This window comes from Thalassobacillus pellis (genome assembly GCF_016908295.1).
GTDB classification, from domain to species: Bacteria; Bacillota; Bacilli; order Bacillales; family Halobacillaceae; genus Thalassobacillus; species Thalassobacillus pellis.
On sequence record NZ_JAFBDO010000002.1, the window covers coordinates 192791 to 216162 of the forward strand.

Sequence of the window (23372 nt, forward strand, 5' to 3'; positions counted from 1 at the left end):
CCCAGTTGGAGGTGGACGAGTATGGGAGCTTACTATTTTTACCAGCATACATGGAACAATGAAAATTGGCGGAAAAAGGAATTGATGGTCGAAGAGGGCTTATTTGTAAGGCGATTTCGTCCTGCACAGAGCCCATTCGAGCTGAATCTGGACGCCTTCCACGTAGCACCAGGCTTTGTCTTCGTCGATATTGCTTATCCCCTCTATACCTCTTTGGCAAAAGTGCAATTGGGGGAGGAATATATGAAACGAGGGTGTACTTTGCTCATTGTACAGCTGCCCATACGATCGAGTCTTCAATATAAGAATAAATATGAAGCTTTTTTACAGCAGTTAAAAGAATTACCAGTCGATTATATGGTAGCTCCTGTCATTCCCCCGCAAATTCTCCAGCCTGCTATGGTACGTTATTTTGGTCTGATGAAATGTCCATTTATCCTCTTTGAGGCTGATAAAGCAAGAGAACTTAAAGAAGTAGCCTGGGAATGGCTAGCCCAGGCCCAAGGGTATTCGAGAATACCAATCGCTCCGCTTTTCTCACCTGAAGCAGAAGATTTTCAAAAAATGGACATGATTTGGAAAAAGATAGTGGACCATTGTGGTATGATAACGTTGAACGATCCAATCACTGACCTTCCACTTTCTTCTAGAAACCTCCGTATAAGTGGGATATATCCGGCCAAAGGGGCGTTAGTTCCGGGGGGGTTCGGAGATTTCAACCTCTTTCTGCATGATGGAAGCAAGGTGATTGATGATCCGGAAGAATTCAGTTATCATGGGTCTGTTCCAAATGCAACAATTCTGCGTGGACGTGTAGTCCAAGCCAGTCAAAAGCTTACAGGTAAAGAAATGAAAGGAACACATTTGAAAGTTTCCATACCGAAACATTTTTTATAGATTCAGAAAGGGTGTCCTTATGGAGGAAATACAAGAAGCAGTCCGGCTGATGGAGGCCAACCGGACGGATGAAGCATTGAAAACACTACAAAACTACCTTCCTGAAGCTGATGAAGAAGAACGCTTCACTATTACGGAATTGTATATCCAATGGGGGATGCTAGAAGAAGCGAAAATGATTCTTACAGAGTTGCTGCAACGTTATCCTAAGGAAAATGAATTGAAGATCATGCTTGCAGAAATTCACATTGATCTGGAAGAAGATGATGAAGCTATCAGCATTTTGAATCAATTTGAACCTGAAGATGAAGACTATTTGCCATCATTGATGCAGCTAGCAGATCTCTATCAGTCACAGGGTCTGTTTGAGGTAGCCGAACAAAAACTTTTAGCTGCCAAGCAGGCGGCTCCCAACGAAGCGATTATCGATTTTGCTTTAGGTGAATTATCTTTTTCTAATGGTGAATATAATAAAAGTATCCCGTTTTATGAAAATGCTTACCAGCGTGAACCGATTATAGGTGATATCGAAGTGGCAGCCAGACTTGGAGAAGCTTATGCAGCTACTGGAGATTTCGAACAATCCCTTACACAGTTCCAGAAAGTAGAAGAAGAGAATCCAGACATTAAATTCAGATATGGTTTTGTGGCATACCAGGCGAACCGTAGTGATATTGCCATAAAAGTATGGGAAGACCTTATTGAAAAGGATCCATATTATCAATCTGTATATCCTTTATTGGCACAGGTTTATGAAGCAGAGGGTATGGTGGAAGAAGCCTACGAAATGGCTAAGCGTGGACTAGCCAAGGATGAATTTAACAAAGAGCTTCATCACCTGGTGGGAATGCTTGCGTTCAGACAGGGCAAAAAAGAAGAGGCTTACCAATCTATGAAAGAAGCTGTCAGCCTCGATCCAGGTTACAAGGAAGCTATTTTGTTTTTGATTGAAAATTATAAGCTAGATAAGGATGAAGAAGCTGTTGTTGACCTTCTCGAGCATGTTCTGGACCTTGGCGAAGAGGATCCCAGCTACCACTGGGAACTGGCAAAAGCTTATGATTCATTAGAAAAGTATTCTGATGCTATAAAACACTATGAACTTGCATATAATTCCTTTAAAGAGGATAGCGATTTCCTTAAGGAATATGGCTACTTTTTAGTAGAAGAAGGGAGGATGGAGCAAGCCGAAAGTGTGCTGCACGATTATCTGGAACTCGAACCGACTGACAGTGAAGTAGAGGAATTCATTCATCGTCTGAAGAATAGGGAAGATGAAATCACATAACACGGTGCGGGAGGAGTGTAGATGGAAACACCTATATCCGTTCAAGATAAAAAGGATTTTGTCCGGTGGTTTCTTAATCATTACCAGTTAAAGAAAAGGGAAAGTGTCTGGATATTGAATTATTTGATCAACCACGAGGCCATATTACAATATGCTCATTTTGTGGATGAAGTTGAATTTTGCCCTCGGGGCATTCTAATCAGCGCGCAAGGTGTCAAAGCTCCGCCTTTCAGGTTTTATAAAGATAAAGTGATGACTACTGATGCAGAAAAGTCTTTTCATGATATCCGTCTTAACCAGAACGAACCACTGTATATCCAATTGAATTTCGATCAATCCAACCAAAGTGCAAGGTATGCAGGAGTTCTGGAAGAAAACCCATTTGTCCCTGTCAACCATTACCTTACATCCAAGGACAGACGGTTGGCCAGACGGCTTTTGGACATTAGTTTGTTAGAGCATCAGCGGCAGCAGTTGGAAAGAGAGATCGATGAAGCACTGGATACAGGGGATCGGAAATCATTTGTGCGTCTTTCCGGACTTTTGCAGCACGTGAAAGAGGAATTGGATGGAATTATGAATCATTAAAGTTTCTATATGCCCTTGATAATGGAAAAATACCTTCGAGAAAACAATCATTTCTCAGAGGTATTTTTTTCGTTGGTACACTAGTAGAGCTGTAATGATAAGCGCTGATTTCCAACTCCTCCAATTGTGATAAGATCTTCAGAAAAACCAATCGATTCCCGCTGACACTATTAGAAAGCAGCACTTATCAGGAATTGCCGAATGCGTAAAGTCATGATTCTTACCTATAAGTTTCATTTTTGGGACATGCTCTTATTCTTTTTACTATTCAAAAAGCATTCTTTTCTAGTAAAATGGGTATGTTATGGAAAGGATAGTGATGTGACGTGCAATGGAACAAAGAAGACATTTCTTTATTTATGGGTGCTAAGGAATACATCGACACTCTGATCGTACCTTTGATCCCCTTTGATCCATCTGTCGAGCATGGGCTAAAAGAGCAGGCGTTCCAAAGTGAACTGCTCGGATTGTTCATGAGAGAAATCGATAAAGAGTTCAAAGGACGGGTGCTGCTTTCACCAGAATACTATTACATAGAGGACAATAGAGAACAGGAAATCCCTCGAATCAACAGCTGGTGTGAAAAATTCCAGCAGCAGCCATTCGAACACCTCTTTCTCTTCACCTTCGATGTAAAATGGAAGCGACTGGACAAAGATCTTACAGGAGAATTAATCTGGCTTCCCGGCAGGAAGAACGGAAGCTTGCAGTCCTCAGAAACGATATCTTTTGTCAAGGAACAAACTTCACAAATCACTGAAATGATAAGGTCTTATTGGTAATTTAAAAGTTTGTCGTTTACTCGATATTTTATTGACCGGACAAACAGTTTGCGCTATCATGGTAATGTCCTAGTAAACTGTGTGTAAATCATCCATATCCTATGGATTACAGCATAGAGGGGGGAAAATAATGAGTAAAAAACAAGTATCCCGTCGTCAATTTTTGAACTACACATTGACTGGTGTAGGCGGTTTCATGGCTGCCGGCATGCTTGCTCCGATGGTCCGATTTGCAATTGATCCTGTGTTGAAGCCCTCAGCATCAGGGGAAATGCACCCTGTGGTGGAAGTAAGTAAAATTACAAACACCCCTCAACGGTTCGAATGGGAAGTCAAACAGCAAGATGCATGGTATGAATCCATGGTTCAGAAGAGTGCCTGGGTTTATGTCGATAAAAATGATGAAATCGTAGCCCTATCACCAATCTGTACCCACCTCGGTTGTGTAGTTGACTGGAGTTCGAATGAACAGTATCCAGACCAGTTCTATTGCCCATGCCACGGTGGCCGTTACACAAAAGACGGGGTGAATGTCCCTGGAACTCCTCCAACTGCTCCATTGCCGATTTATGAGCATAAAGTGGAGGAAGACATGCTTTACCTGGGGAGAGCCCATGACAGAGGAGGAGGGGTTTAATCATGCTTCAGAAAATTTATGATTGGGTAGATGAGCGCATGGATATCACACCATTATGGCGTGATATCGCTGATCACGAAGTCCCAGAACATGTCAACCCCGCACATCACTTTTCAGCATTCGTGTACTGTTTCGGCGGTTTGACATTTTTTGTAACAGTCATCCAGGTTTTATCCGGCATGTTCTTGACTATGTATTACGTGCCTGATATCGAAAATGCATGGAAGTCTGTTTACTATCTGCAGAAAGAAGTTGCCCATGGACAAATTGTACGTGGGATGCACCACTGGGGTGCAAGCCTGGTAATAGTAATGTTGTTCCTACATACATTGCGCGTATTTTTCCAGGGAGCCTATAAGAAACCACGTGAACTGAACTGGGTCGTTGGTGTGCTATTATTTTTCGTCATGCTCGGTCTTGGTTTTACTGGATACTTGCTTCCTTGGGACAACAAAGCTTACTTTGCAACTCAGGTAGGTCTTGAGATTGCAGCCGCAACGCCATTTATTGGTGATCAGATCCGTACTCTATTAGCTGGAGACCCTGAAATTGTAGGGGCACAGACACTGGCTCGTTTCTTCGCCATCCACGTCTTTTTCCTGCCAGCTGCATTGTTCGGCCTGATGGCTGCCCACTTCATCATGATTCGTAAGCAAGGTATTTCTGGACCACTATAAGAACATGCATTTGAAAAGGAGGGAACGCTGTGCATAGGGGAAAAGGCATGAAGTTCGTCGGAGACTCACGTATACCGGCCGAACGCAAACCTAACATACCTAAGGACTATTCTGAATACCCGGGACGTACGGAAGCCTTCTGGCCAAACTTCCTGTTAAAGGAATGGCTTGTTGGAGCCGTGTTTTTGATCGGTTTCCTCGTCGCTACGGCCGCTCACCCGTCTCCGTTAGAGCAGCAGGCTGATCCGACAAACGCATCATATATCCCGTTGCCGGACTGGTATTTCCTATTTTTATATCAATTTTTGAAATATCAATATGCTGGTGGCGATTTTATTGTGCTTGGAGCGATTGTAATGCCTGGTCTGGCATTCGGTGCATTGCTTTTGGCTCCATTTTTGGACAGAGGCCCTGAACGTCGCCCGACACGCCGACCAATCGCAACTGGCTTGATGCTTTTGGGTGTTATTGCTACTTTCTGGCTTACGTATGAATCCGTTTCCCATGTGGATTACGAACAACGTTCTGAGCAGTACGGTGTAAAAGAAGAAGGAGAAGGACCGGATATTAACACGGACCATCCTGGTTACGCCGTCTATGAAGCAAACTGTTTGAGTTGTCATGGGGATACATTACAAGGACAAGGCAGCAACCCGTCACTATTGAAAACCGAAAAATCAGTCGAAGAAATTAAACATATTGCAAAAAATGGTATTGGTAATATGCCTTCAGGTGTATTTAATGGCTCTGAGGAAGAATTACAGAAGCTTGCCGAATTTATTCACAGTGCTGCCACAGGCGGCGGTAAAGGTGGAGAAAAAGGCTCTGGAGGCGAGGGTGAAGGTGGATCTGATTCAGGTTCAGGCCATTAATCCGTTACTATATATCCATTCAGGAAGCCGCGCTAAAAGTAGCGCGGCTTCTCTTGTATTTTTTATTGATGAGGTGGGATCATGTTATCTTATTTTTTGAATAGCCGTATAATTCTGATGATGCTTTTCATCATCAATCTCGCTGGCAGTGTTTACGGATATATCTGGTATGGATATCAATTGGAGATAACTGAAGCGAAATATCTTATTTTTGTCCCTGACAGTCCGACTGCGAGCCTTTTTTTCACCATATTTTTAGGTTTCTACCTTTTCGGAAAGCATGTACCTTATATCAGTGCTTTGGCTATGGTAACCTTGTTCAAATATGGCACATGGGCTGTGGCTATGAATATTCTGACTTTAATAGTTGAGGGCAGTTTACATTGGACCGGCTATATGCTGATTATTTCCCATGGTGCCATGGCCATCCAGGGTTTATTGTACGCTCCCTATTATCGTTTACAACTTCGGCATCTGGTTTTCGCTGCTGTCTGGACCCTCCATAATGATGTTATTGATTACGTTTTCGAACAGATGCCGATTTACGGTCCGTTAATGGAATACCTGAATCCCATTGGGTATTTTACTTTCTGGCTGAGTATGGTAAGTATTGCAGTTACCTATTACCTTGCTATCCGTCCCAGACTCCACATCAAGTATACGCCTTCATAGGTCTAAACTTGTCCTTCTCCTCATAAAATGGTTAGAGAACATAGGGGAGAGGTGACATTATGTTGCGCAGAATTACCATCTTGATGCTTGTCTTCCTTTTCATGGTTTCCTGGCATCGGGTGGAAGCCAAGCCGGTTCCCGGCTATCTGACACAATTTGTAGAGGAGTATTATTCGGCAGTGAAAGATGGCGATTTGACACTTTCCTATAATTTACTTCGATACAATGAAAAGGGTTTGGAAGAATATATACAAGAGCACCAGCCAATGTATATGGAGAAGTTCTTAGAGCTAAAGAACAAAATAGTCAGGCAGAAGGGAAGTTTAAAGGGAAAAACAGGTACAGGCCACTCACAAATGGTGTTGCTGCTCGATGTCCTGATACATGAAGACGCACGTTATTTCCAACATGAAAAAAATCGACTGGCAGAAGTGATCGACCAATATCATAACAGCATAGTCCCAAGTGCTTCCCTGGATGTAACTTCCATTATTAGTAATTGGGAAATTATGCTTCCAGCTGCGGAAATTGTATTCACAAAGGAAGTTTACGATCAATTTGAAACCTATTATCAGATGCTCGTAAAATCCGATACTCCCGCAGAAATCGAAAGAACACTGAGTTTATCCCTGGAGTTGATGTCTAAAAATGCACCGGATTCGAAAGTTTTCGAGCTGGATGCATTGCTATGGACAATTATAATTGTAGGCGGATGCATCATAGTTACGTTATCTTATGTAGGTTATAAGAAATACCAAGCTGAAAAGCAAAAAGCCCTTTACAAAAAATTAAATAGTTGATTTTTGAGGGAAGATTGACTAAAATTGACCTTAAGAAAGAGTATTTTAAACAACATAGACGGAGGAATGGAAAATGGGTTTAGGTTCATATTTGGTTTATATTGCCCTCTTGTTGATTATTCCACTCTGGGCCCAGTCAAGAGTGAAAAGTACCTATAAGAAGTATTCAAAGGTAGCGACATCTTCCTATATGACAGGAGCCGAGGTTGCTCGCAAAATCCTTGATGAGAACGGTTTATATAATGTTAGCATTGAAGAGACTCGAGGAAAGCTGTCTGATCACTACGATCCCAGAAAAAAAGTTGTCCGCTTATCTACTGATAACTATCATGGACATTCAATGGCTGCTTCCGCAGTAGCCGCCCATGAGGTAGGACATGCGATCCAGGATGCACAGGATTATGCCTTCCTTCGATTTCGACATGCGCTGGTGCCTGTAGCAAGTTTTGGTTCAAATGCTTCAATTTTCCTGATTATTGGAGGAGCACTTTTAGGTTATTCCGGATTATTCCTTCTGGGTATCATTTTCTTTGCAGCTGCAGTATTGTTCCAATTGATCACCTTGCCTGTTGAATTTGATGCCTCTAACCGCGCTATGGCGCAAATGGTTTCTTCAGGAGTAATTCGAAATAATGAAGAACGGTCAACAAAGAAAGTTCTGAACGCTGCCGCTTTGACTTACGTAGCAGCTGCACTAGTTGCATTAGCTGAATTGATCCGTTTCATTCTGATGTTTGTCGGTATGAATGAGGATTAAACAAAGCAATAGTCGCCTTTTATAGGTTGTTTAAAGCTGTCGGGAAAGTTCTCGACAGCTTTTTTTGTTCTAAAAAATGAAGGTTGTGAATTGACCTCGACAGCAGGTTACTTTCAGCTCCAGCACTTCCCCCCTCGAGCTCTTAAGCCATCCTCTCTGTGACGAAGACCATCAAGGCGAGGCTTGGCTTAAGCTGGCGGGGGGTGAGCAAGGCGCTTCCACAATTGTTCTGCTTGCTAGATTTATTCGTGCAGTGGGTTTTTATTTTCGTCAAGGGTAAACCCTTCGCCCAGTACATCATGGACTGTACTCATGGCAACGAAAGCGTGGGGATCAATTGAATCGATGACTGTTTTCAAACGGACTATTTCGTTCTTGCCTACTACACAGTACAAAACGTCTCTTCTCTTTCCTGTATAGGATCCTTTTCCTTGAAGGACGGTAACCCCACGGTCCATTTCCTCCATGATTCTTGCCGAAATGGCCTCACTTTTTTCCGAGATGATAGTAGCACCCCTGGCAGCATAGGCCCCTTCCTGAATGAAATCGATTACTCTAGCAGCAATGAACACAGCGACCAGGGTATACATACCTTGAATGTAGTTTAAATAAGTAATGATGGAGGTGAATATAACCGCTGCATCAAACAGAAACATAGCCCTGCCCATTGACCATCCCCAATATTTATGGATCAGGCGTGCAATAATGTCGATTCCTCCGGTTGTCCCTCCATAACGGAAGATAATGCCCAATCCCACTCCAACGAAAACTCCGGCAAATAATGCTGCAAGTGTCATATCATTTTGAAGACCAATATCAAATGTGTAAATCTGAAAAACCCATAGGAAAAGGGAAACAGCGAAGATGCCAATTAATGAATAAAAAAAGGTACTCCGGCCAAGCATCCTCCAGCCGATTATTAGCACAGGAACATTCAACACGATGTTCATCACACCAGGATCCCAATCAAACAGGAAAAGTAATAGCAGTGTAATTCCAGTAAATCCACCTTCGCCCAGATGGTTCTGGATATTAAAGTGAACAAGCCCGAAAGAAAAAATGGCTGACCCTATCAGTATGAAACATATATTTTTGAATTTTAATCTTAACATTTTCACAGGTGATCCCTCCCCGAATAGTCCACGCATGTATTCCATTATAATCAACCGCCGACCAGGCGACAATACACTTGTTATTTCGAGTAAATAATTTGTCAAAGCAGATTGTTTTGGCTACCATTTAGGAAGACAGAATGAACGATAGGAGTGGATTGGTATAATGACTGATAAACTTGAATATACGACAATGGAAATTCAGCAGCGCGTCGATCGTTACATATCACAATTTAAAGAAGGCTATTTTTCTCCATTAAGTATGCTGGCAAGGCTGACAGAGGAAGTTGGTGAGATGGCTCGTGAAGTCAATCATCATTATGGTGAAAAGCCTAAGAAAAATACGGAACAGGAAAAAGCACTTGAGGAAGAGCTGGGTGATGTCCTGTTTGTATTAACCTGCTTTGCCAATTCCGTTGATATTGATCTATCTGATGCATTTGAACGCTCAATGGGAAAGATAGAAACGAGGGATAAGAATCGCTGGACTCCAAAAGAAGAAGGAGAGGGATAATTAATGGAAATAATAAAAGTAATTGTAGCCGGACCTCGTGGGAAAATGGGACGAGCTGCTTTAAATATGATTGCAGGATCCGATAATCTGCAGCTTGCTGCTTGTCTTGACAGGAAGTTCGGAGGTCACAGGGTATTGGATTTGGAGGATATGCCAACCTTAGATGCACTCATCTATGAAGACCCTGCTGTATGTTTTTCAGAAGTGGATGCGGATGTATTGATTGACTTGACTACACCAGAAGTCGGTTACAAACATACGAAGCTTGCTCTTGAACATCATATAAGGCCAGTTATTGGTACGACCGGTTTTACAGAGGAACAATTAACAGAACTTACACGGATGTCCGAAGAGAAACGGCTTGGAGGTGTGATTGCTCCGAATTTTGCTGTCGGGGCAGTATTAATGATGCAATTTTCCAAATGGGCTGCGAAGCATTTCCCAAATGTTGAAATAATTGAACGGCATCATGACCAAAAGTTGGATGCTCCCTCAGGAACCGCCTATAAGACAGCTGAACTGATCCGTGAAGAGAGGGAACCAAGACAACAGGGACATCCAGACGAAAAAGAAACCTTACAGGGCGCCAGAGGAGCAGATAAGGATGGTATAAAAATCCATAGTGTCCGTCTTCCTGGACTTGTAGCACATCAGGAGGTTGTATTTGGTGGTACTGGAGAAACACTGACAATTCGTCATGATTCCATTAACCGTGAATCCTTTATGACTGGTGTGAAGTTGTCAGTGGAGACAGTAATGGGAATGGATGTTCTCGCATATGGATTGGAAAACATTTTAGAGTAGGGGAGTAAAATACATGAATATCGCAATGATTGCACATGATGAAAAGAAAGCTGAAATGCTCCAGTTCGTGCAAGCCTATGAGCCTATTTTTAAAAAACATAAACTATTTGCCACAGGCACGACTGGAAGTCGGATTCAGGAAGCAACCGGGGTGAAAGTTATCCGATTTCAATCTGGCCCGCTAGGCGGCGATCAGCAGATTGGTGCAAAAATTGCTGAAAACGACATGGATATCGTCATTTTCTTCAGGGATCCTCTTACAGCCCAGCCTCATGAACCTGATATCAGTGCACTAATGCGGCTATGTGATGTCTATCAGGTCCCTTTAGCGACAAACATTGCAGCAGCTGAAATTCTGGTCAGGGCTATGGACCGAGGGGACCTTGATTGGAGAAAAATTATTAAGGACAGAAAAGAGCAAGGGTGATATGGTGAAAAGAATAGGAATTACCTGTTATCCAACCGTCGGAGGTTCAGGAGTGATCGCGACAGAACTGGGAAAACTTCTCGCTGAAGAAGGTAATGAAATACATTTTATTACCTCCCAGCTCCCCTTCCGGTTAAACCGCATTTATTCTAATATTTTTTATCACGAAGTGGAGGTAACCAGCTACCCAGTCTTCAAGCATCCTCCTTATGATCTTGCCCTTGCCAATAAGATGGCGGAGGTCATCAACAGGCAAAAGTTAGATATACTGCATGTGCATTACGCTATGCCTCATGCGGTCTGTGCTATTTTAGCTAAGCAAATGGCAGATCATGATGTGAAAATTATTACTACACTTCATGGAACCGATATCACTGTGCTCGGAATTGACCCGAGCATGAAAAATTTAATCAAGTTCGGAATTGAACAATCAGATAGTGTCACTGCTGTTTCCAAAAGCCTGGTTGATCAAACTCAGGAAATGCTTACAATTGATAAAAATATGGAAGTCATTTATAACTTTGTTGATGAGAGAGAATATTATCGGCACTGTAATCAGGATTTAAAAAAGCAATACCATATCGAAGAGCACGAAAAAGTCATTATTCACATTTCCAATTTCAGAAAAGTAAAACGCGTGCAGGATGTGATATTGACCTTTAAAGAAATTCAGGAAAATTTACCTGCGAAATTACTTCTCGTCGGAGATGGGCCTGAATTCTCAACCTGTTATCAAATGGTTCAGGAGTATGGTATGGAGGAGAACGTCAGGTTTTTAGGAAAGCAAGAAAATGTATCCGAGCTGCTGTCTATTTCAGATTTAAAGCTATTATTGTCTGAGAAGGAAAGTTTTGGTCTTGTACTTTTGGAAGCAATGGCATGTGGTGTACCATGCATCGGGACAAATGCTGGGGGCATACCAGAAGTCATCAGTGATGGTGAAACAGGTTTCATCACTGAAGTTGGTGATGTAAAAGCTACAAGTCAAAAAGCAATTCAATTATTAACTGACCGTGATCTCTGGCTCCGTTTTTCCAGGAGTGGAGAAGATAGAGTGAAACAAGAGTTTCAGTCAAAGCAGATATTGAAGCAATATGAAGCTTTATACGACAGGGTGTTGGGCCATGAAGTATGATATTAATTCGTATGAAGAGTTCAAAAAGGCGATCCCGATAATTGATAAAATAGTTGAGAATGGTCACGATGCTTTTTTTGTCGGTGGTTCGGTACGAGACTTACTGATCGGAAGACCTATCGGAGATATTGATATTGCAAGCTCAGCCAAACCAGAAGAAATCATTTCCTTGTTTGATAAAGTCATTCCTATCGGTATTGACCATGGCACAGTGATGGTAAGACATAAGGGGGAGTCCTACGAAATAACAACCTTTCGTACGGAAGAAGACTACCAGGATCATAGACACCCGGATAAAGTTGAATTTATAAACGATGTGAAAGAGGATCTGTCACGGCGTGATTTCACCATTAACGCTATAGCGATGGATAAAAACGGAGATCTGGTAGATCCTTTCGAAGGGCAGAAAGCAATTGAAAATAAAGTGATTAAGGCTGTAGGTGATCCCCTGGAAAGGTTTGAAGAAGATCCTCTACGCATGATGCGTGCAGTCCGTTTTGTCAGTCAGTTAGGATATGAGATTGAAAAGGAAACATATACAGCTATCAAAAAGCAGGCAGGCTGGCTAAAAAAAATCGCTGTCGAGCGGATTGCCATCGAATTTGAGAAGATGTACGCCGGTCTCCATGTAACACAGGCCATTGACTGCTGTCTGCATGCTCGGATTCATGAAAGCCTTCCTGTTTTTCAGGAATATCCAAATTGGTTAGAGCAGTCTGGAAACTTCAAGCATCCCCTTAAAAGTTTCGCTGAAATTGTGGCGTACTACTGCTATACATTTGACTCTTTTTCGACAGGGGAATGGGCGAAACTGTGGAAGTTGTCTAAAAGGACAAAGAACGATGCTCAAGCACTGATGATCGCCCTTGATCAATACAAAAAGATGGGGTTACGCAACATAGTGCTCTATTCATTGCCAGAACATCTGACAGAGGGTTTTTCCAGGCTCGCAGCAATGATTTTTGATGAAGAATTTTACAGTTTGAGTGATCGAGTGAGTGCAGCAAAACTTAGCCTGCCAATTCAAAAGCGGAATGAGCTGGAGTTCCAAGGGGGAGACCTGTTGGCACTCTATCCAGATGAGAAACCCGGTCCATGGATGGCGGAAATACTGGATAAGGTGGAAGAGAAGGTGGTATCCAAAGAACTTCGGAATGATTATAATGAAATAAAGGAGTGGCTGATCAAATGGAATCCACCCGGCAGAAAATGATAAAGTTACTGGCAAATAACCGTACTGGTTACATTTCCGGCCAGGAGCTTTCCAGACAGTTATCCGTATCAAGAACTGCTATATGGAAGCATATGAAAGAATTAGAGAAAGATGGCTATATTATAGAAGCCGCTCCTAAGAAGGGTTACCGCATTATCGACTTTCCCGATAAAGTCAGCCAGAACACGCTGAGATGGGGGTTGAACACTACGTGGGCAGGTCAGGAGCTGTTTCATTATAATCAGGTGGCATCAACACAGGAAATCGCTCACAAGCTTGCTGCTGAAGGTCATCCCCATGGAACACTAGTGGTAGCAGATGAGCAAGTCAAAGGAAAAGGAAGGATGGCGCGACCTTGGCATTCCCAGAAGAAAGACGGCATTTGGATGAGTCTGCTGTTACGGCCGGATCTTCCCCCGGTCCAGGCTCCCCAAATCACCTTATTGGCTGCCACTGTACTTGCAAAAGCAATTGCGTCCGCATCACAGGTAGAGCCACAAATTAAATGGCCGAATGATCTGTTAATCAACCATAAGAAAATGGCGGGGATACTTACTGAAATGCAGGCTGAACAAGATCAGATTCAGTATGTCGTCCTTGGTATGGGAATCAATATCAACCAGGATCCAGGAAAATTTCCGGATGAGATTAAGAAAAAAGCGACTTCCCTGCGTCAGGAAACAGGGGAAACATGGAATATCACCTGGCTGATTCAATTGATTTTAGAAACCTTTGAGAATACATATGAGCAATTTGTACACGAAGGTTTTGGAACAGTAAAAAAAACTTGGGAGCAATATGGTTATAAAATCGGTGAGCAAGTAACCATTTCCACAATGAGAAAAACCTGGGAGGCAACATTACTTGGCATAGAAGCGGATGGTGCGCTGCTGGTAAAAGGGATTGATGGACGGGAAGAAAAGCTTTATTCTGCTGAAATCCATTGGGGAGAGGGGGGTTATAATGCTGACGCTTAAACGGATGATGGAGATGAAGAACAGCAATGAAAAAATTGCAATGATTACGGCATACGACTATCCTTCGGCAAAACTTGCCGAGCAGGCAGGTGCTGATATGATATTGGTGGGAGACTCATTGGGAATGGTTGTACTGGGATACGACTCGACAGTGCCAGTGACCGTTGCAGATATGGTCCACCATGGAAAGGCAGTGCAACGGGGAGCAACAGATACTTATTTAGTCGTGGATATGCCGTTTATGTCGTACCATGTATCCATGGAAGAGACAATGAGGAATGCGGCAGAAATCTTTCAATCGACAGGTGCACAAGCTTTGAAATTAGAAGGGGGCGGTGAAGTCCTTAAGTCGATCCGAAGACTAAAGGTGGCAGGAATCCCGGTGATCGGACATTTAGGTTTGACCCCCCAGACGGTCAATGTCCTTGGCGGGTATAAAGTCCAGGGTAAAAACCAGGAAACCGCTAAACAGCTCATCGAGGATGCTGTTGCAATAGAGGAAAGCGGAGCTATTGCGCTGGTACTGGAATGTGTTCCAAAAGAATTGGCGGAACTTGTTTCTGAAAAACTGTCGATTCCAACAATCGGTATCGGGGCTGGGCCTTTCTGTGATGGTCAAGTCCTTGTTTATCATGATATCCTCCGTTATGGAGTGAATCGCCTGCCGAAATTCGTGAAGAGTTATCTTGATGGTAATGAATCGTTCTCTGCTGGGCTAAGCGGATATGTCCAAGATGTAAAATCGGGCATCTTCCCTGAAGAAAAACATTCATTCACTATGGATAAAGGTCTTTTGCCAAAAAAGGAAGGGGATAAAACGTGAAGGTTATACATTCCCCTGACGAATTGCAAGAAGTAGCTATATCTTATAAAAATGAAGGAAAAACAATTGGCTTTGTCCCTACGATGGGTTTTTTGCATGAAGGTCATGAAAAATTAATAGAAGAAGCCCGAAAAGAAAATGATATAGTATTATTGAGTATTTTTGTTAACCCTTTACAATTTGGGCCACATGATGATCTTGATCATTATCCCAGGGATGAGCAGCATGATCGTAAAGTAGCCAGTCGTTTAGGGGTAGACTTACTTTTTCATCCTGATGTGGAGTCCATGTATCCGCATGAACCTGCAATAAAACTGACAGTGATACGAAGAACGGATGTATTATGCGGGAGAAGCAGACCTGGACACTTTGACGGTGTTGTCACGGTTCTTGCCAAACTGTTTCATCTAGGGCTGCCCACACGTGTTTATTTTGGAATGAAAGATGCCCAGCAGGTTGCAGTGGTGGATGGGTTGATAAAGGACTTTCATTTTCCTGTAGAATTAGTGCCTGTTCCGACGGTCAGGGAGCCCGATGGCCTTGCGAAGAGCAGCAGGAATGTGAACCTGTCTGCTGCCGAAAGGAAAGAAGCGCCGTTTATCCATAAAGGGCTTGTACATGGTAAGGTGTTAATCCAGGATGGCTGCAGGAATCCTGAAAAAGTAAACAATGCGGTTAAAAGTTTTATTGAAAAACATACTCATGGTAAAATAGATTATATAGAAATACTATCCTATCCTGAATTAGAATCAGTTGCTTCCATCAAGGGGCGGATCATTCTGGCTGCTGCTGTAAAGTTTAATAAAGCAAGGCTGATCGACAATCTAGTTATGGAGGCAGGCGACTGAGCAGATAGGGTAACGTATAGGAGGAGAATCATGTTTCGCACCATGATGAAATCAAAAATTCACCGCGCAAGGGTAACGGAAGCAAACCTGAACTACGTTGGAAGTATAACAATAGACGAAGACATCATGGAGCAAGTGGATATCCTTCCCCATGAAAAAGTTCAGATTGTCAATAACAATAACGGTGCACGCTTGGAAACATATGTTATACCCGGTGAAAGGGGTAGCGGCGTTGTCTGCTTGAATGGTGCAGCTGCAAGGCTTGTTCAACCAGATGATATAGTAATTATTGTTGCTTATGCATTGGTGTCCAGAGAAGAATTGAGCGAATTTAAGCCAAGGGTTGCTTTGATGGATGAGAATAATAACATCACAGAGATAATGGAACAAGAACCGCCGTTGACTGTCATCCCTTCATAAATGGACTGGTAATCAAAATTCGTATTTGGAAAGGATTCACGCTGCTAAGAAGCGGAATCCTTTATTTTTCGTAGGTTATAAGGAAAAGAGGGTAGCTTCATGGCTAAGTTTACAGTAGTTGATTTAGAAACAACTGGTAATGCCCCGGCAAAAGGGGACAGGATAATCGAGATAGGCCTGATGGTATGGGAGGACGGGGAAGTCACTCATGAATTTTCATCTCTCATTTATCCGGAAGTCTTTATCCCGGCTTTTATCTCAAACTTGACAGGTATTACAGAAGAAGCGGTAGTGAACGCTCCTCTTTTTTCCGAAATTGCTGAAGATGTGCATAGCTTTTTTCAAGATGCCTATATTGTAGCGCATAACATTCAATTTGACCTAAGGTTCCTCAATCATGAATTTCACGCTTGCGGCTTAAAAGCTTTGCGAAATCCCGTTATTGATACAGTAGAATTATCCAGGATTCTGTTTCCCCAGGCGAACAGTTTTAAATTAGGTCATCTTGCCGAGCAGCTGGATATAAAGCATGATGAGCCCCATCGTGCTTTATCTGACACCAAGGTCACCCTTAGTTTGCTGGAAAAGCTTCTGAACAAGTTCACTGAACTGCCATTACATACTCTCCAACAATTGCGGACACTGGAACATAACCTTAAAAGTGACCTGGATGGATTATTGAATGACGAAATCCATCGAAAATTTTACGGCGGGGAGCTCAGCAAAGGAATAGATATTATTCACGGACTAGCTGTTAAGGCCCCTGTTCAGCCTGCTTCTGAGCCAAATGTGCCATCCAAGTCCTTCGGTTCCTATTTAGACAGACTGTTCGGCACTAAAAACGGTCTTGCTTCGGTTGTACCTGGGTATGAATTTCGCGAAGGGCAAAGGGTTATGTCAGAATCTGTTTATGATGCATTTAATGCTAATCATCATGCAATGATCGAAGCGGAAACAGGCACGGGTAAATCTTTGGCATACCTGATTCCCTCTGCATATTTTGCAGTCAAAAATAAAGCCAAGGTTGTTATTAGTACGTTTACTACACAATTGCAGCGACAATTACTGGAAAAAGAAATACCTCAGGTTGAAAGACTGTTTGATTTTCCGTTAAAAACAGCAATTCTAAAAGGGAAAGAACATTATATAAGCACACTGAGATTCAGCAAAGAAATGGAAGAACGTTCCCTTGATAATTACGATATAGTTTTATCAAAGGGCATGCTGCTTGTCTGGCTGACTGAAACAGTAACAGGTGATATCGATGAAATCCAGTTACCACCTAGTGGCAAAGTGCTATGGAACCGCATTTCTACAGATCAGGAAGATATTGAAGAAACGTGGTCATCCGCTAACAGGGCATCATTTTATCGTCGTGCCCGGGAAAGTGCGGAAAATGCCCATATCATTATTACGAATCACTCTTTATTATGTACGGACCTGACACTTGAACACGCCTTTTTACCCGACTACGATTATATAGTTGTAGATGAAGCTCATCATTTGGACTCCACTGCAAGCAGATATTTCGGGTTGCAGATGGATTATATTCAGTGGCAGAACTTCTTTACTCAGCTTGAATCGTTTTATGCTGCCAAGGAAAAAGTATGGCCTGAAAAGTTAATTTCTGAGATCAAGCGCTGTGATCCTATCTTACAAGAAATGAAAGAAGAATTGGATGGGTTATTCCGCTATTTATTCCATGTAGTAATTTCTTACAACAAAAATAATGTGGACAAAAACGATATTGGAAGAGTCCAATTCACTTTCCGGCACGATTATATGAAAAACAAGCAAATTTCTACGATACGGGAAATGTTTTTCAGGCTTAAATCACGAATTAATAAAATGGTCAGGACAATGGAAATATTTAATGCGCAATTTTTAATCGAAACGAATGCTGCAGATAGGAATATGCTTGAATCGGATCATAAAGAATTGACCAATCATATGGAAAAGCTTGAGAGCATGAAAAATGAAATGGAAGATTATTTACTAAATGATGATGACAGCGAGGTAAAGTGGCTGGAGATTGATGCGAATGGCGCACATAATGCTGTTTATCTTTACAGTGAACCGATAGATATTTCTGAAAACCTTCGGCAATCGCTTTTCAACCAAAAGAAAAGCGTAGTGTTAACCAGCGCAACTTTAACGATGAAACACTCTTTCAAATACATCACAGATCGACTTGGGGTAACAGGCGAGGACTTGTTAAAAACAAAAATACCCTCACCTTATCCGTTTGACCAGCAAGTGCAGCTGATGGTTCCGAATGATTTTCCTGACATTAAAACAAATCAGGAAGATTTCATATCGGCAACCTGTGAAGCCATCTATTCTCTAGCTCATATTACAGATGGGCGTATGCTTGTCTTGTTTACTTCTTATGATATGCTGAAGAAATCCTATGATCTGTTAAAGGAGATAATCCTTCCGGAGGAATTTATGCTTTTCGCCCAAGGTATTTCAAGCGGAAGCAGGGAGCGTTTGAAGAAGAATTTTCAGGCGTTTGATCAATCGATATTGCTCGGAACAAGTTCATTCTGGGAAGGTGTAGACATTCCGGGTCAGGATCTTTCATGCCTGGTAATTGTTCGTCTCCCATTTCAGCCGCCTAATCACCCAGTTTATCAGGCACGAACGCATTATATGAAAAGAAATGGAAAGAATGCTTTTATGGAGCAGGCATTGCCTCCAGCTGTCATCCGGTTCAAACAAGGTTTCGGAAGATTGATCCGTTCCAGCACTGACAGAGGAATCGTATTCGTTTGTGATCAACGCCTGATTAATGCCCGGTATGGAAAGTACTTCATCGAATCCATTCCTGAGGTGCCTATTACGGTCGATAGTACAACAAATTTAATGCAAAAAGCGCAGGAATGGTTATGATTTTATCAGCTGCACATGCTATCAATAAATGAAAAATAAATGACTGATGGCAGGGATGCAGATGCTAAAAAATACAATACTTTCCCTTCTTATCCTGATTATCGGGACTAGTCCGAACTCTCAGTCTCTGCTTGAACCGTATGTAGGCAACGAAGCCAGAATTACTTTTTTCGGTCTGCCTGACGGAGAAGCCACTTTACTGGAAACTGATCAGCAGGATAATTATTTGATCAATACAGGCGATGAAGAAAGTTACCATAATCTGACTGCAGAATTAGATGAACTAGGTGTCAAGAAGATTAATGGTATTATCCTTACCGGGGAAACGGACGATTATTGTGGGAATTTAGCCAAACTGATTGAAACTTACAAGGTGAAAACCGTTTTTCATACTGGTAAATGGGAGAGGGAATGTACCAAAGGTGCAAGTATAAAACATATTAGATGGTCTGAAAACGACCAAGTACAGTGGGGAGAAGTTCATGTACAAGTTGTCTATACAGATGAACAGGTAATGGATGTACTCCTGACTATTTATAACACCGGGGTTTTATTTCTGACAAAGGGTAATATCGAGGAAGAACTGCACATTTTAAAAAAGAATCTGCCTTTTGAAATCCTAAAAGTCGGTGCCTATGGTTCTGGACAATCACCAAGCGGACAGTTTTTGGATGAAACAGATCCCCATCTGGGAATTGTATTTTCAAGAAGAGGCATAGCGGTCAACGATGGCTTAATGGAAAGGTTGCAAGGGTATTGGATGGACCTTTATCGGCTGAAACAAACAGGAACGACAACCATTGAAATAAATGAGGAACAATATTCAGTACCTTCTGATTAAAGTAAGAAAAAAACCTGTGCCCATCAAGGGCACAGGAATGGTTGTGGGTTAGGTTTTTATTTTAATTCAATTCACCATCAAAAATTGTAGGCCAAACTGTTATAATGGAAAAGGTGATACTTGGTTCTTAATTGATATTATTCGTCAAAACCCTGCCTGTATGTATAGCAAATTTTGAGATGAACTGATATTATTGGGGGGATAAAAATGGGGAACAAAATTGAGACACTTTCCACGGTCAAAGTCAAACATGCAGATGATCTGTATAAGATTGTCGATACTCTAAACAGGACATTGAAAGAAGAAAATTTAATGTTCGGATTGGCACTTGATGAAGATGATAAGGACACCGCGATCTTCACGATTTACCGTACCTGATTGGGTGAAATGGTTACTGGCAGGTTTGGCATTATGCGGACTTCTGGTTTTCGGTTTTTCGTATTGGGTTTACACCGGTATCATGGAAGAAAAAACAGCCGGATTTCAAAAAGCAAAAGAGCTGGCTCTTGCAGAAACTTCACTTACACAAGCTATATCCGTCCAGAACTATAATGGCGATCGTGCTGTACATATTGTGACAGGGAAAACAGAAAAGAATATTAAAGGCTACGCCTTCGTCAATCCAGAAAAGGATAAGATAATCAAATTTATACAACAGAGTGAAATTCTGAATAAAGCAGATATGAAAAAAGCGTGGCAAAGCAGCTGTGAAAATTGTCAGATGATTGAGGTACAGTTGGGTATGGAGAACGAAGTACCTTTATGGGAAATCACGTACATAGATGACCAGGGGCGTTACGTATTTGCTTATTTTGATGTGAAATCAGGAAAACGGAAGCAGCTGTTTGCTTTTAAGCGTTCATAAAAAGGAGTGGAGAAAGTGGAATTAGCAAAAAGAGTACAAGCATTGACACCTTCAAGCACATTAGCCATTACTGCAAAGGCTAAAGCTTTAAAGGCAGACGGACATGACGTTATAGGCCTGGGAGCTGGTGAACCGGATTTCAATACTCCGGAGTATATCCTCGAAGCCGCATCCTACGCCATGAAAAAGGGGTTGACCAAATATACCCCCTCTGGTGGAATTCCGGACTTGAAACAGGCAATCATCGAAAAAATGCAAAAAGATCAGAATCTTGTATATAAGGATACTCAAATCATTGTTACTACCGGAGCTAAACATGCATTATATACACTTTTTCAGGTCTTGTTAAATCCGGGGGAAGAGGTAATCATCCCTGCTCCCTACTGGGTAAGCTATCCGGAACAAGTTAAACTTGCCGGAGGGAACCCGGTCCTGACGCAGGCGAAAGAAGAGAATGATTTCAAATTGACGCCAGAACAGCTTGAAAAGGCGATCACTTCTAAAACAAAAGCAGTCATCATTAATTCTCCGAATAACCCGACTGGTATGATGTATTCACGAGAAGAATTAAATGAGTTGGGGAAAGTTTGTCTGGAGCATGGTGTGCTGGTCGTTTCCGATGAAATTTATGAAAAATTAATCTATACTGAGCAGGATCATGTTTCCATCGCTTCTTTATCAGAAGAGCTTTATAACAATACAGTCATTATCAATGGAGTTTCGAAATCTCATTCCATGACAGGATGGAGGATCGGATTTGCTGCGGGAAATCCCGAGATTATCAAAGCGATGACCAATATGGCATCTCATTCCACATCCAATCCAACCTCTATTGCTCAATATGCAGCACTTGCTGCTTATACTACGGATGAGAATGAAGTGGAAAAAATGAGAGAGGCTTTCGAAGAACGTCTGGAAAAGCTATATGACTGGCTGGTTGATATTCCAGGTGTCGATTGCGTTAAGCCGAAGGGAGCATTCTACTTATTCCCTAATGTTAAAGAAGCAAGCCGGCTTAATGGCTTTGAAAATGTCGACGACTGGGTCGAAGCCTTGCTGGAAGAAGAAAAAGTTGCACTTGTACCGGGATCTGGCTTTGGTGCGCCTGATAATGTGCGTCTTTCTTACGCAACATCACTTGACCATTTGGAAGAAGCAGCGAGAAGAATCAAGCGTTTCGTAGAAAATCATACCAAGTAGTTGGAGGGAACATTGTGAAAACGACGATAACAGAAGTCCATAAGCATATAGGGGAAGAGGTGACGATTGGAGCCTGGCTCGCGAATAAACGATCAAGCGGTAAAATCGCTTTTCTTCAGCTTCGTGACGGGACTGGGTTTATCCAGGGAGTTGTAGTAAAAGCGGATATTGGCGAAGAAAAGTTTCAGGAAGCTAAGGCTCTGACTCAGGAATCATCCATATACGTAACTGGGAAGGTAGTGGAGGATGCACGCTCTCCGGTAGGCTTTGAAATTCAAGTAACAGATTTTGAATTGATTCAAGAAGCAGTAGAGTACCCGATCACCCCTAAAAACCATGGCACAGAATTTTTGATGGATCACAGACATTTATGGCTACGTTCCAAAAAACAGCATGCCGTCATGAAAATCCGTAATGAAATCATACGCGCGACATATGAATTTTTTAATGAACAAGGATATGTTAAAATCGATCCTCCAATATTGACAGGGGCATCAGCAGAAGGTACAACTGAACTTTTCCACACGAAATATTTTGACGAAGATGCTTATCTATCACAATCTGGCCAGCTTTATATGGAAGCTGCAGCAATGGCATTTGGAAAAGTGTTCAGCTTTGGGCCCACCTTCCGGGCTGAAAAATCAAAAACACGTCGCCACTTGATTGAGTTCTGGATGATTGAACCAGAAATGGCTTTTATGGATCATGATGACAGTCTGGAGGTTCAGGAGCGGTATGTTGCACATGTGGTGCAGTCTGTCCTGTCCAATTGCAAGCTTGAATTACAAGCCTTGGACAGAGACATCACCCAATTGGAAAAAATTGCAGCGCCATTCCCGCGCATAACTTATGATGAAGCTATCCAGCTCCTGAAAGAAAAAGGGTTTGATGATGTGGAATGGGGAGATGATTTCGGTGCTCCGCACGAAACAGCTATAGCAGAAAGCTTCGACAAACCAGTATTTATCATAAACTGGCCGGCTGAAATCAAAGCTTTCTATATGAAGCCTGATCCTAAACGACCAGAAGTAGTCTTATGCGCCGATTTAATTGCTCCTGAAGGTTACGGAGAAATTATTGGAGGATCCCAGAGAATAGATGATTTAGAGCTGATGAAACAGAGATATGAGGAACATGAGCTTACTGGACCAGCCTATGAATGGTACCTGCAGCTCCGCCAGTATGGCAGTGTTCCGCATTCTGGGTTCGGGTTAGGGCTTGAACGTACAGTAGCCTGGATTTCCGGCGTGGAACATGTTAGAGAAACCATTCCATTCCCACGTCTTCTTAATCGACTATACCCATAACCGAAAGTGATGGCCGGACCATGT

At 42.2% G+C, this 23372-nt stretch carries 26 protein-coding genes; 25 read left to right on the forward strand and 1 reads right to left on the reverse strand.

All coding sequences use genetic code 11. The features are described 5' to 3' along the window. Positions 1-21: 21 nt before the first annotated feature. The 10 genes from JOC33_RS06785 to JOC33_RS06830 all read left to right on the forward strand — a co-directional run bounded on the left by JOC33_RS06785 (position 22) and on the right by JOC33_RS06830 (position 7970). Positions 22-897, forward strand: coding sequence for an amidohydrolase family protein (locus JOC33_RS06785; RefSeq protein WP_205091748.1), 876 nt, complete (start codon positions 22-24; stop codon positions 895-897). 19 nt (positions 898-916) lie between these two features. Continuing rightward, complete coding sequence (locus JOC33_RS06790) at positions 917-2185, forward strand: tetratricopeptide repeat protein (protein ID WP_205091749.1); 1269 nt, start codon at positions 917-919, stop codon at positions 2183-2185. Positions 2186-2206: 21 nt separating this feature from the next. Continuing rightward, on the forward strand, positions 2207-2773 hold the full coding sequence (locus JOC33_RS06795) for a ReoY family proteolytic degradation factor (RefSeq protein ID WP_205091750.1): 567 nt from the start codon (positions 2207-2209) through the stop codon (positions 2771-2773). Positions 2774-3099: 326 nt separating this feature from the next. Then, positions 3100-3555: a DUF2487 family protein gene (locus tag JOC33_RS06800; protein WP_205091751.1), complete on the forward strand. Its 456-nt coding sequence runs from the start codon at positions 3100-3102 to the stop codon at positions 3553-3555. A gap of 130 nt (positions 3556-3685) precedes the next feature. Beyond that, positions 3686-4192, forward strand: coding sequence for a QcrA and Rieske domain-containing protein (locus JOC33_RS06805; protein WP_205091752.1), 507 nt, complete (start codon positions 3686-3688; stop codon positions 4190-4192). Between the two features lie 2 nt (positions 4193-4194). Further along, entirely contained in the window at positions 4195-4869 is a 675-nt protein-coding gene (qcrB, locus tag JOC33_RS06810) for a menaquinol-cytochrome c reductase cytochrome b subunit (protein WP_205091753.1), read from the forward strand. Positions 4870-4898: 29 nt separating this feature from the next. After that, entirely contained in the window at positions 4899-5741 is an 843-nt protein-coding gene (locus tag JOC33_RS06815) for a c-type cytochrome (RefSeq protein ID WP_205091754.1), read from the forward strand. A gap of 81 nt (positions 5742-5822) precedes the next feature. Next, the gene (lhaT, locus tag JOC33_RS06820) at positions 5823-6413 is read left to right on the forward strand and encodes a lipoprotein heptaprenylglyceryl N-acetyltransferase LhaT (RefSeq protein ID WP_205091755.1); all 591 of its coding nucleotides are present in this window, start codon (positions 5823-5825) and stop codon (positions 6411-6413) included. Between the two features lie 59 nt (positions 6414-6472). After that, on the forward strand, positions 6473-7213 hold the full coding sequence (locus JOC33_RS06825; protein WP_205091756.1) for a sporulation protein YpjB: 741 nt from the start codon (positions 6473-6475) through the stop codon (positions 7211-7213). Positions 7214-7286: 73 nt separating this feature from the next. After that, positions 7287-7970 (forward strand): zinc metallopeptidase, encoded by a 684-nt coding sequence (locus JOC33_RS06830; RefSeq protein ID WP_205091757.1) that lies wholly within the window; start codon positions 7287-7289, stop codon positions 7968-7970. A gap of 242 nt (positions 7971-8212) precedes the next feature. On the opposite strand, the gene JOC33_RS06835 is transcribed toward JOC33_RS06830, so the two are convergent. Beyond that, entirely contained in the window at positions 8213-9082 is an 870-nt protein-coding gene (locus tag JOC33_RS06835) for a YitT family protein (RefSeq protein ID WP_205092451.1), read from the reverse strand. Between the two features lie 166 nt (positions 9083-9248). On the opposite strand from JOC33_RS06835, the gene JOC33_RS06840 reads away from it, so the two are divergent. The 15 genes from JOC33_RS06840 to asnS all read left to right on the forward strand — a co-directional run bounded on the left by JOC33_RS06840 (position 9249) and on the right by asnS (position 23348). Next, positions 9249-9596 (forward strand): nucleotide pyrophosphohydrolase, encoded by a 348-nt coding sequence (locus JOC33_RS06840; RefSeq protein WP_205091758.1) that lies wholly within the window; start codon positions 9249-9251, stop codon positions 9594-9596. 3 nt (positions 9597-9599) lie between these two features. Next, positions 9600-10400, forward strand: coding sequence for a 4-hydroxy-tetrahydrodipicolinate reductase (gene dapB / locus JOC33_RS06845; RefSeq protein ID WP_205091759.1), 801 nt, complete (start codon positions 9600-9602; stop codon positions 10398-10400). A gap of 13 nt (positions 10401-10413) precedes the next feature. Further along, positions 10414-10827 carry a methylglyoxal synthase gene (gene mgsA, locus JOC33_RS06850; RefSeq protein ID WP_205091760.1) on the forward strand — a complete coding sequence of 138 codons (414 nt, stop codon included), beginning with the start codon at positions 10414-10416 and terminating at the stop codon, positions 10825-10827. Between the two features lies 1 nt (position 10828). Continuing rightward, the gene (gene bshA / locus JOC33_RS06855; RefSeq protein ID WP_205091761.1) at positions 10829-11962 is read left to right on the forward strand and encodes an N-acetyl-alpha-D-glucosaminyl L-malate synthase BshA; all 1134 of its coding nucleotides are present in this window, start codon (positions 10829-10831) and stop codon (positions 11960-11962) included. Then, positions 11952-13175 (forward strand): CCA tRNA nucleotidyltransferase, encoded by a 1224-nt coding sequence (locus tag JOC33_RS06860; protein ID WP_205091762.1) that lies wholly within the window; start codon positions 11952-11954, stop codon positions 13173-13175. The genes bshA and JOC33_RS06860 overlap by 11 nt, the downstream gene beginning before the upstream one ends. Beyond that, positions 13151-14152 carry a biotin--[acetyl-CoA-carboxylase] ligase gene (locus JOC33_RS06865; protein ID WP_205091763.1) on the forward strand — a complete coding sequence of 334 codons (1002 nt, stop codon included), beginning with the start codon at positions 13151-13153 and terminating at the stop codon, positions 14150-14152. Before JOC33_RS06860 ends, JOC33_RS06865 begins: the two co-directional genes overlap by 25 nt. Beyond that, the gene (panB, locus tag JOC33_RS06870) at positions 14139-14975 is read left to right on the forward strand and encodes a 3-methyl-2-oxobutanoate hydroxymethyltransferase (RefSeq protein WP_205091764.1); all 837 of its coding nucleotides are present in this window, start codon (positions 14139-14141) and stop codon (positions 14973-14975) included. The genes JOC33_RS06865 and panB overlap by 14 nt, the downstream gene beginning before the upstream one ends. Next, positions 14972-15823, forward strand: coding sequence for a pantoate--beta-alanine ligase (panC, locus tag JOC33_RS06875; RefSeq protein ID WP_205091765.1), 852 nt, complete (start codon positions 14972-14974; stop codon positions 15821-15823). Before panB ends, panC begins: the two co-directional genes overlap by 4 nt. Positions 15824-15853: 30 nt before the next feature. Beyond that, the gene (panD, locus tag JOC33_RS06880) at positions 15854-16243 is read left to right on the forward strand and encodes an aspartate 1-decarboxylase (RefSeq protein ID WP_205091766.1); all 390 of its coding nucleotides are present in this window, start codon (positions 15854-15856) and stop codon (positions 16241-16243) included. A gap of 99 nt (positions 16244-16342) precedes the next feature. Next, positions 16343-19135, forward strand: a complete 2793-nt coding sequence (gene dinG / locus JOC33_RS06885) for an ATP-dependent DNA helicase DinG (protein ID WP_205091767.1) — start codon at positions 16343-16345, stop codon at positions 19133-19135. A 61-nt stretch (positions 19136-19196) separates the two neighbouring features. Then, entirely contained in the window at positions 19197-19976 is a 780-nt protein-coding gene (locus JOC33_RS06890) for a ComEC/Rec2 family competence protein (RefSeq protein ID WP_205091768.1), read from the forward strand. Between the two features lie 207 nt (positions 19977-20183). Next, positions 20184-20354, forward strand: coding sequence for a YpmA family protein (locus JOC33_RS06895; protein WP_205091769.1), 171 nt, complete (start codon positions 20184-20186; stop codon positions 20352-20354). Continuing rightward, positions 20308-20841: a cell wall elongation regulator TseB-like domain-containing protein gene (locus JOC33_RS06900; RefSeq protein WP_205091770.1), complete on the forward strand. Its 534-nt coding sequence runs from the start codon at positions 20308-20310 to the stop codon at positions 20839-20841. The genes JOC33_RS06895 and JOC33_RS06900 overlap by 47 nt, the downstream gene beginning before the upstream one ends. A gap of 15 nt (positions 20842-20856) precedes the next feature. Continuing rightward, positions 20857-22041 carry an aminotransferase class I/II-fold pyridoxal phosphate-dependent enzyme gene (locus JOC33_RS06905; RefSeq protein WP_205091771.1) on the forward strand — a complete coding sequence of 395 codons (1185 nt, stop codon included), beginning with the start codon at positions 20857-20859 and terminating at the stop codon, positions 22039-22041. Between the two features lie 14 nt (positions 22042-22055). Continuing rightward, the gene (asnS, locus tag JOC33_RS06910; protein ID WP_205091772.1) at positions 22056-23348 is read left to right on the forward strand and encodes an asparagine--tRNA ligase; all 1293 of its coding nucleotides are present in this window, start codon (positions 22056-22058) and stop codon (positions 23346-23348) included. The last annotated feature ends 24 nt before the right edge of the window (positions 23349-23372 follow it).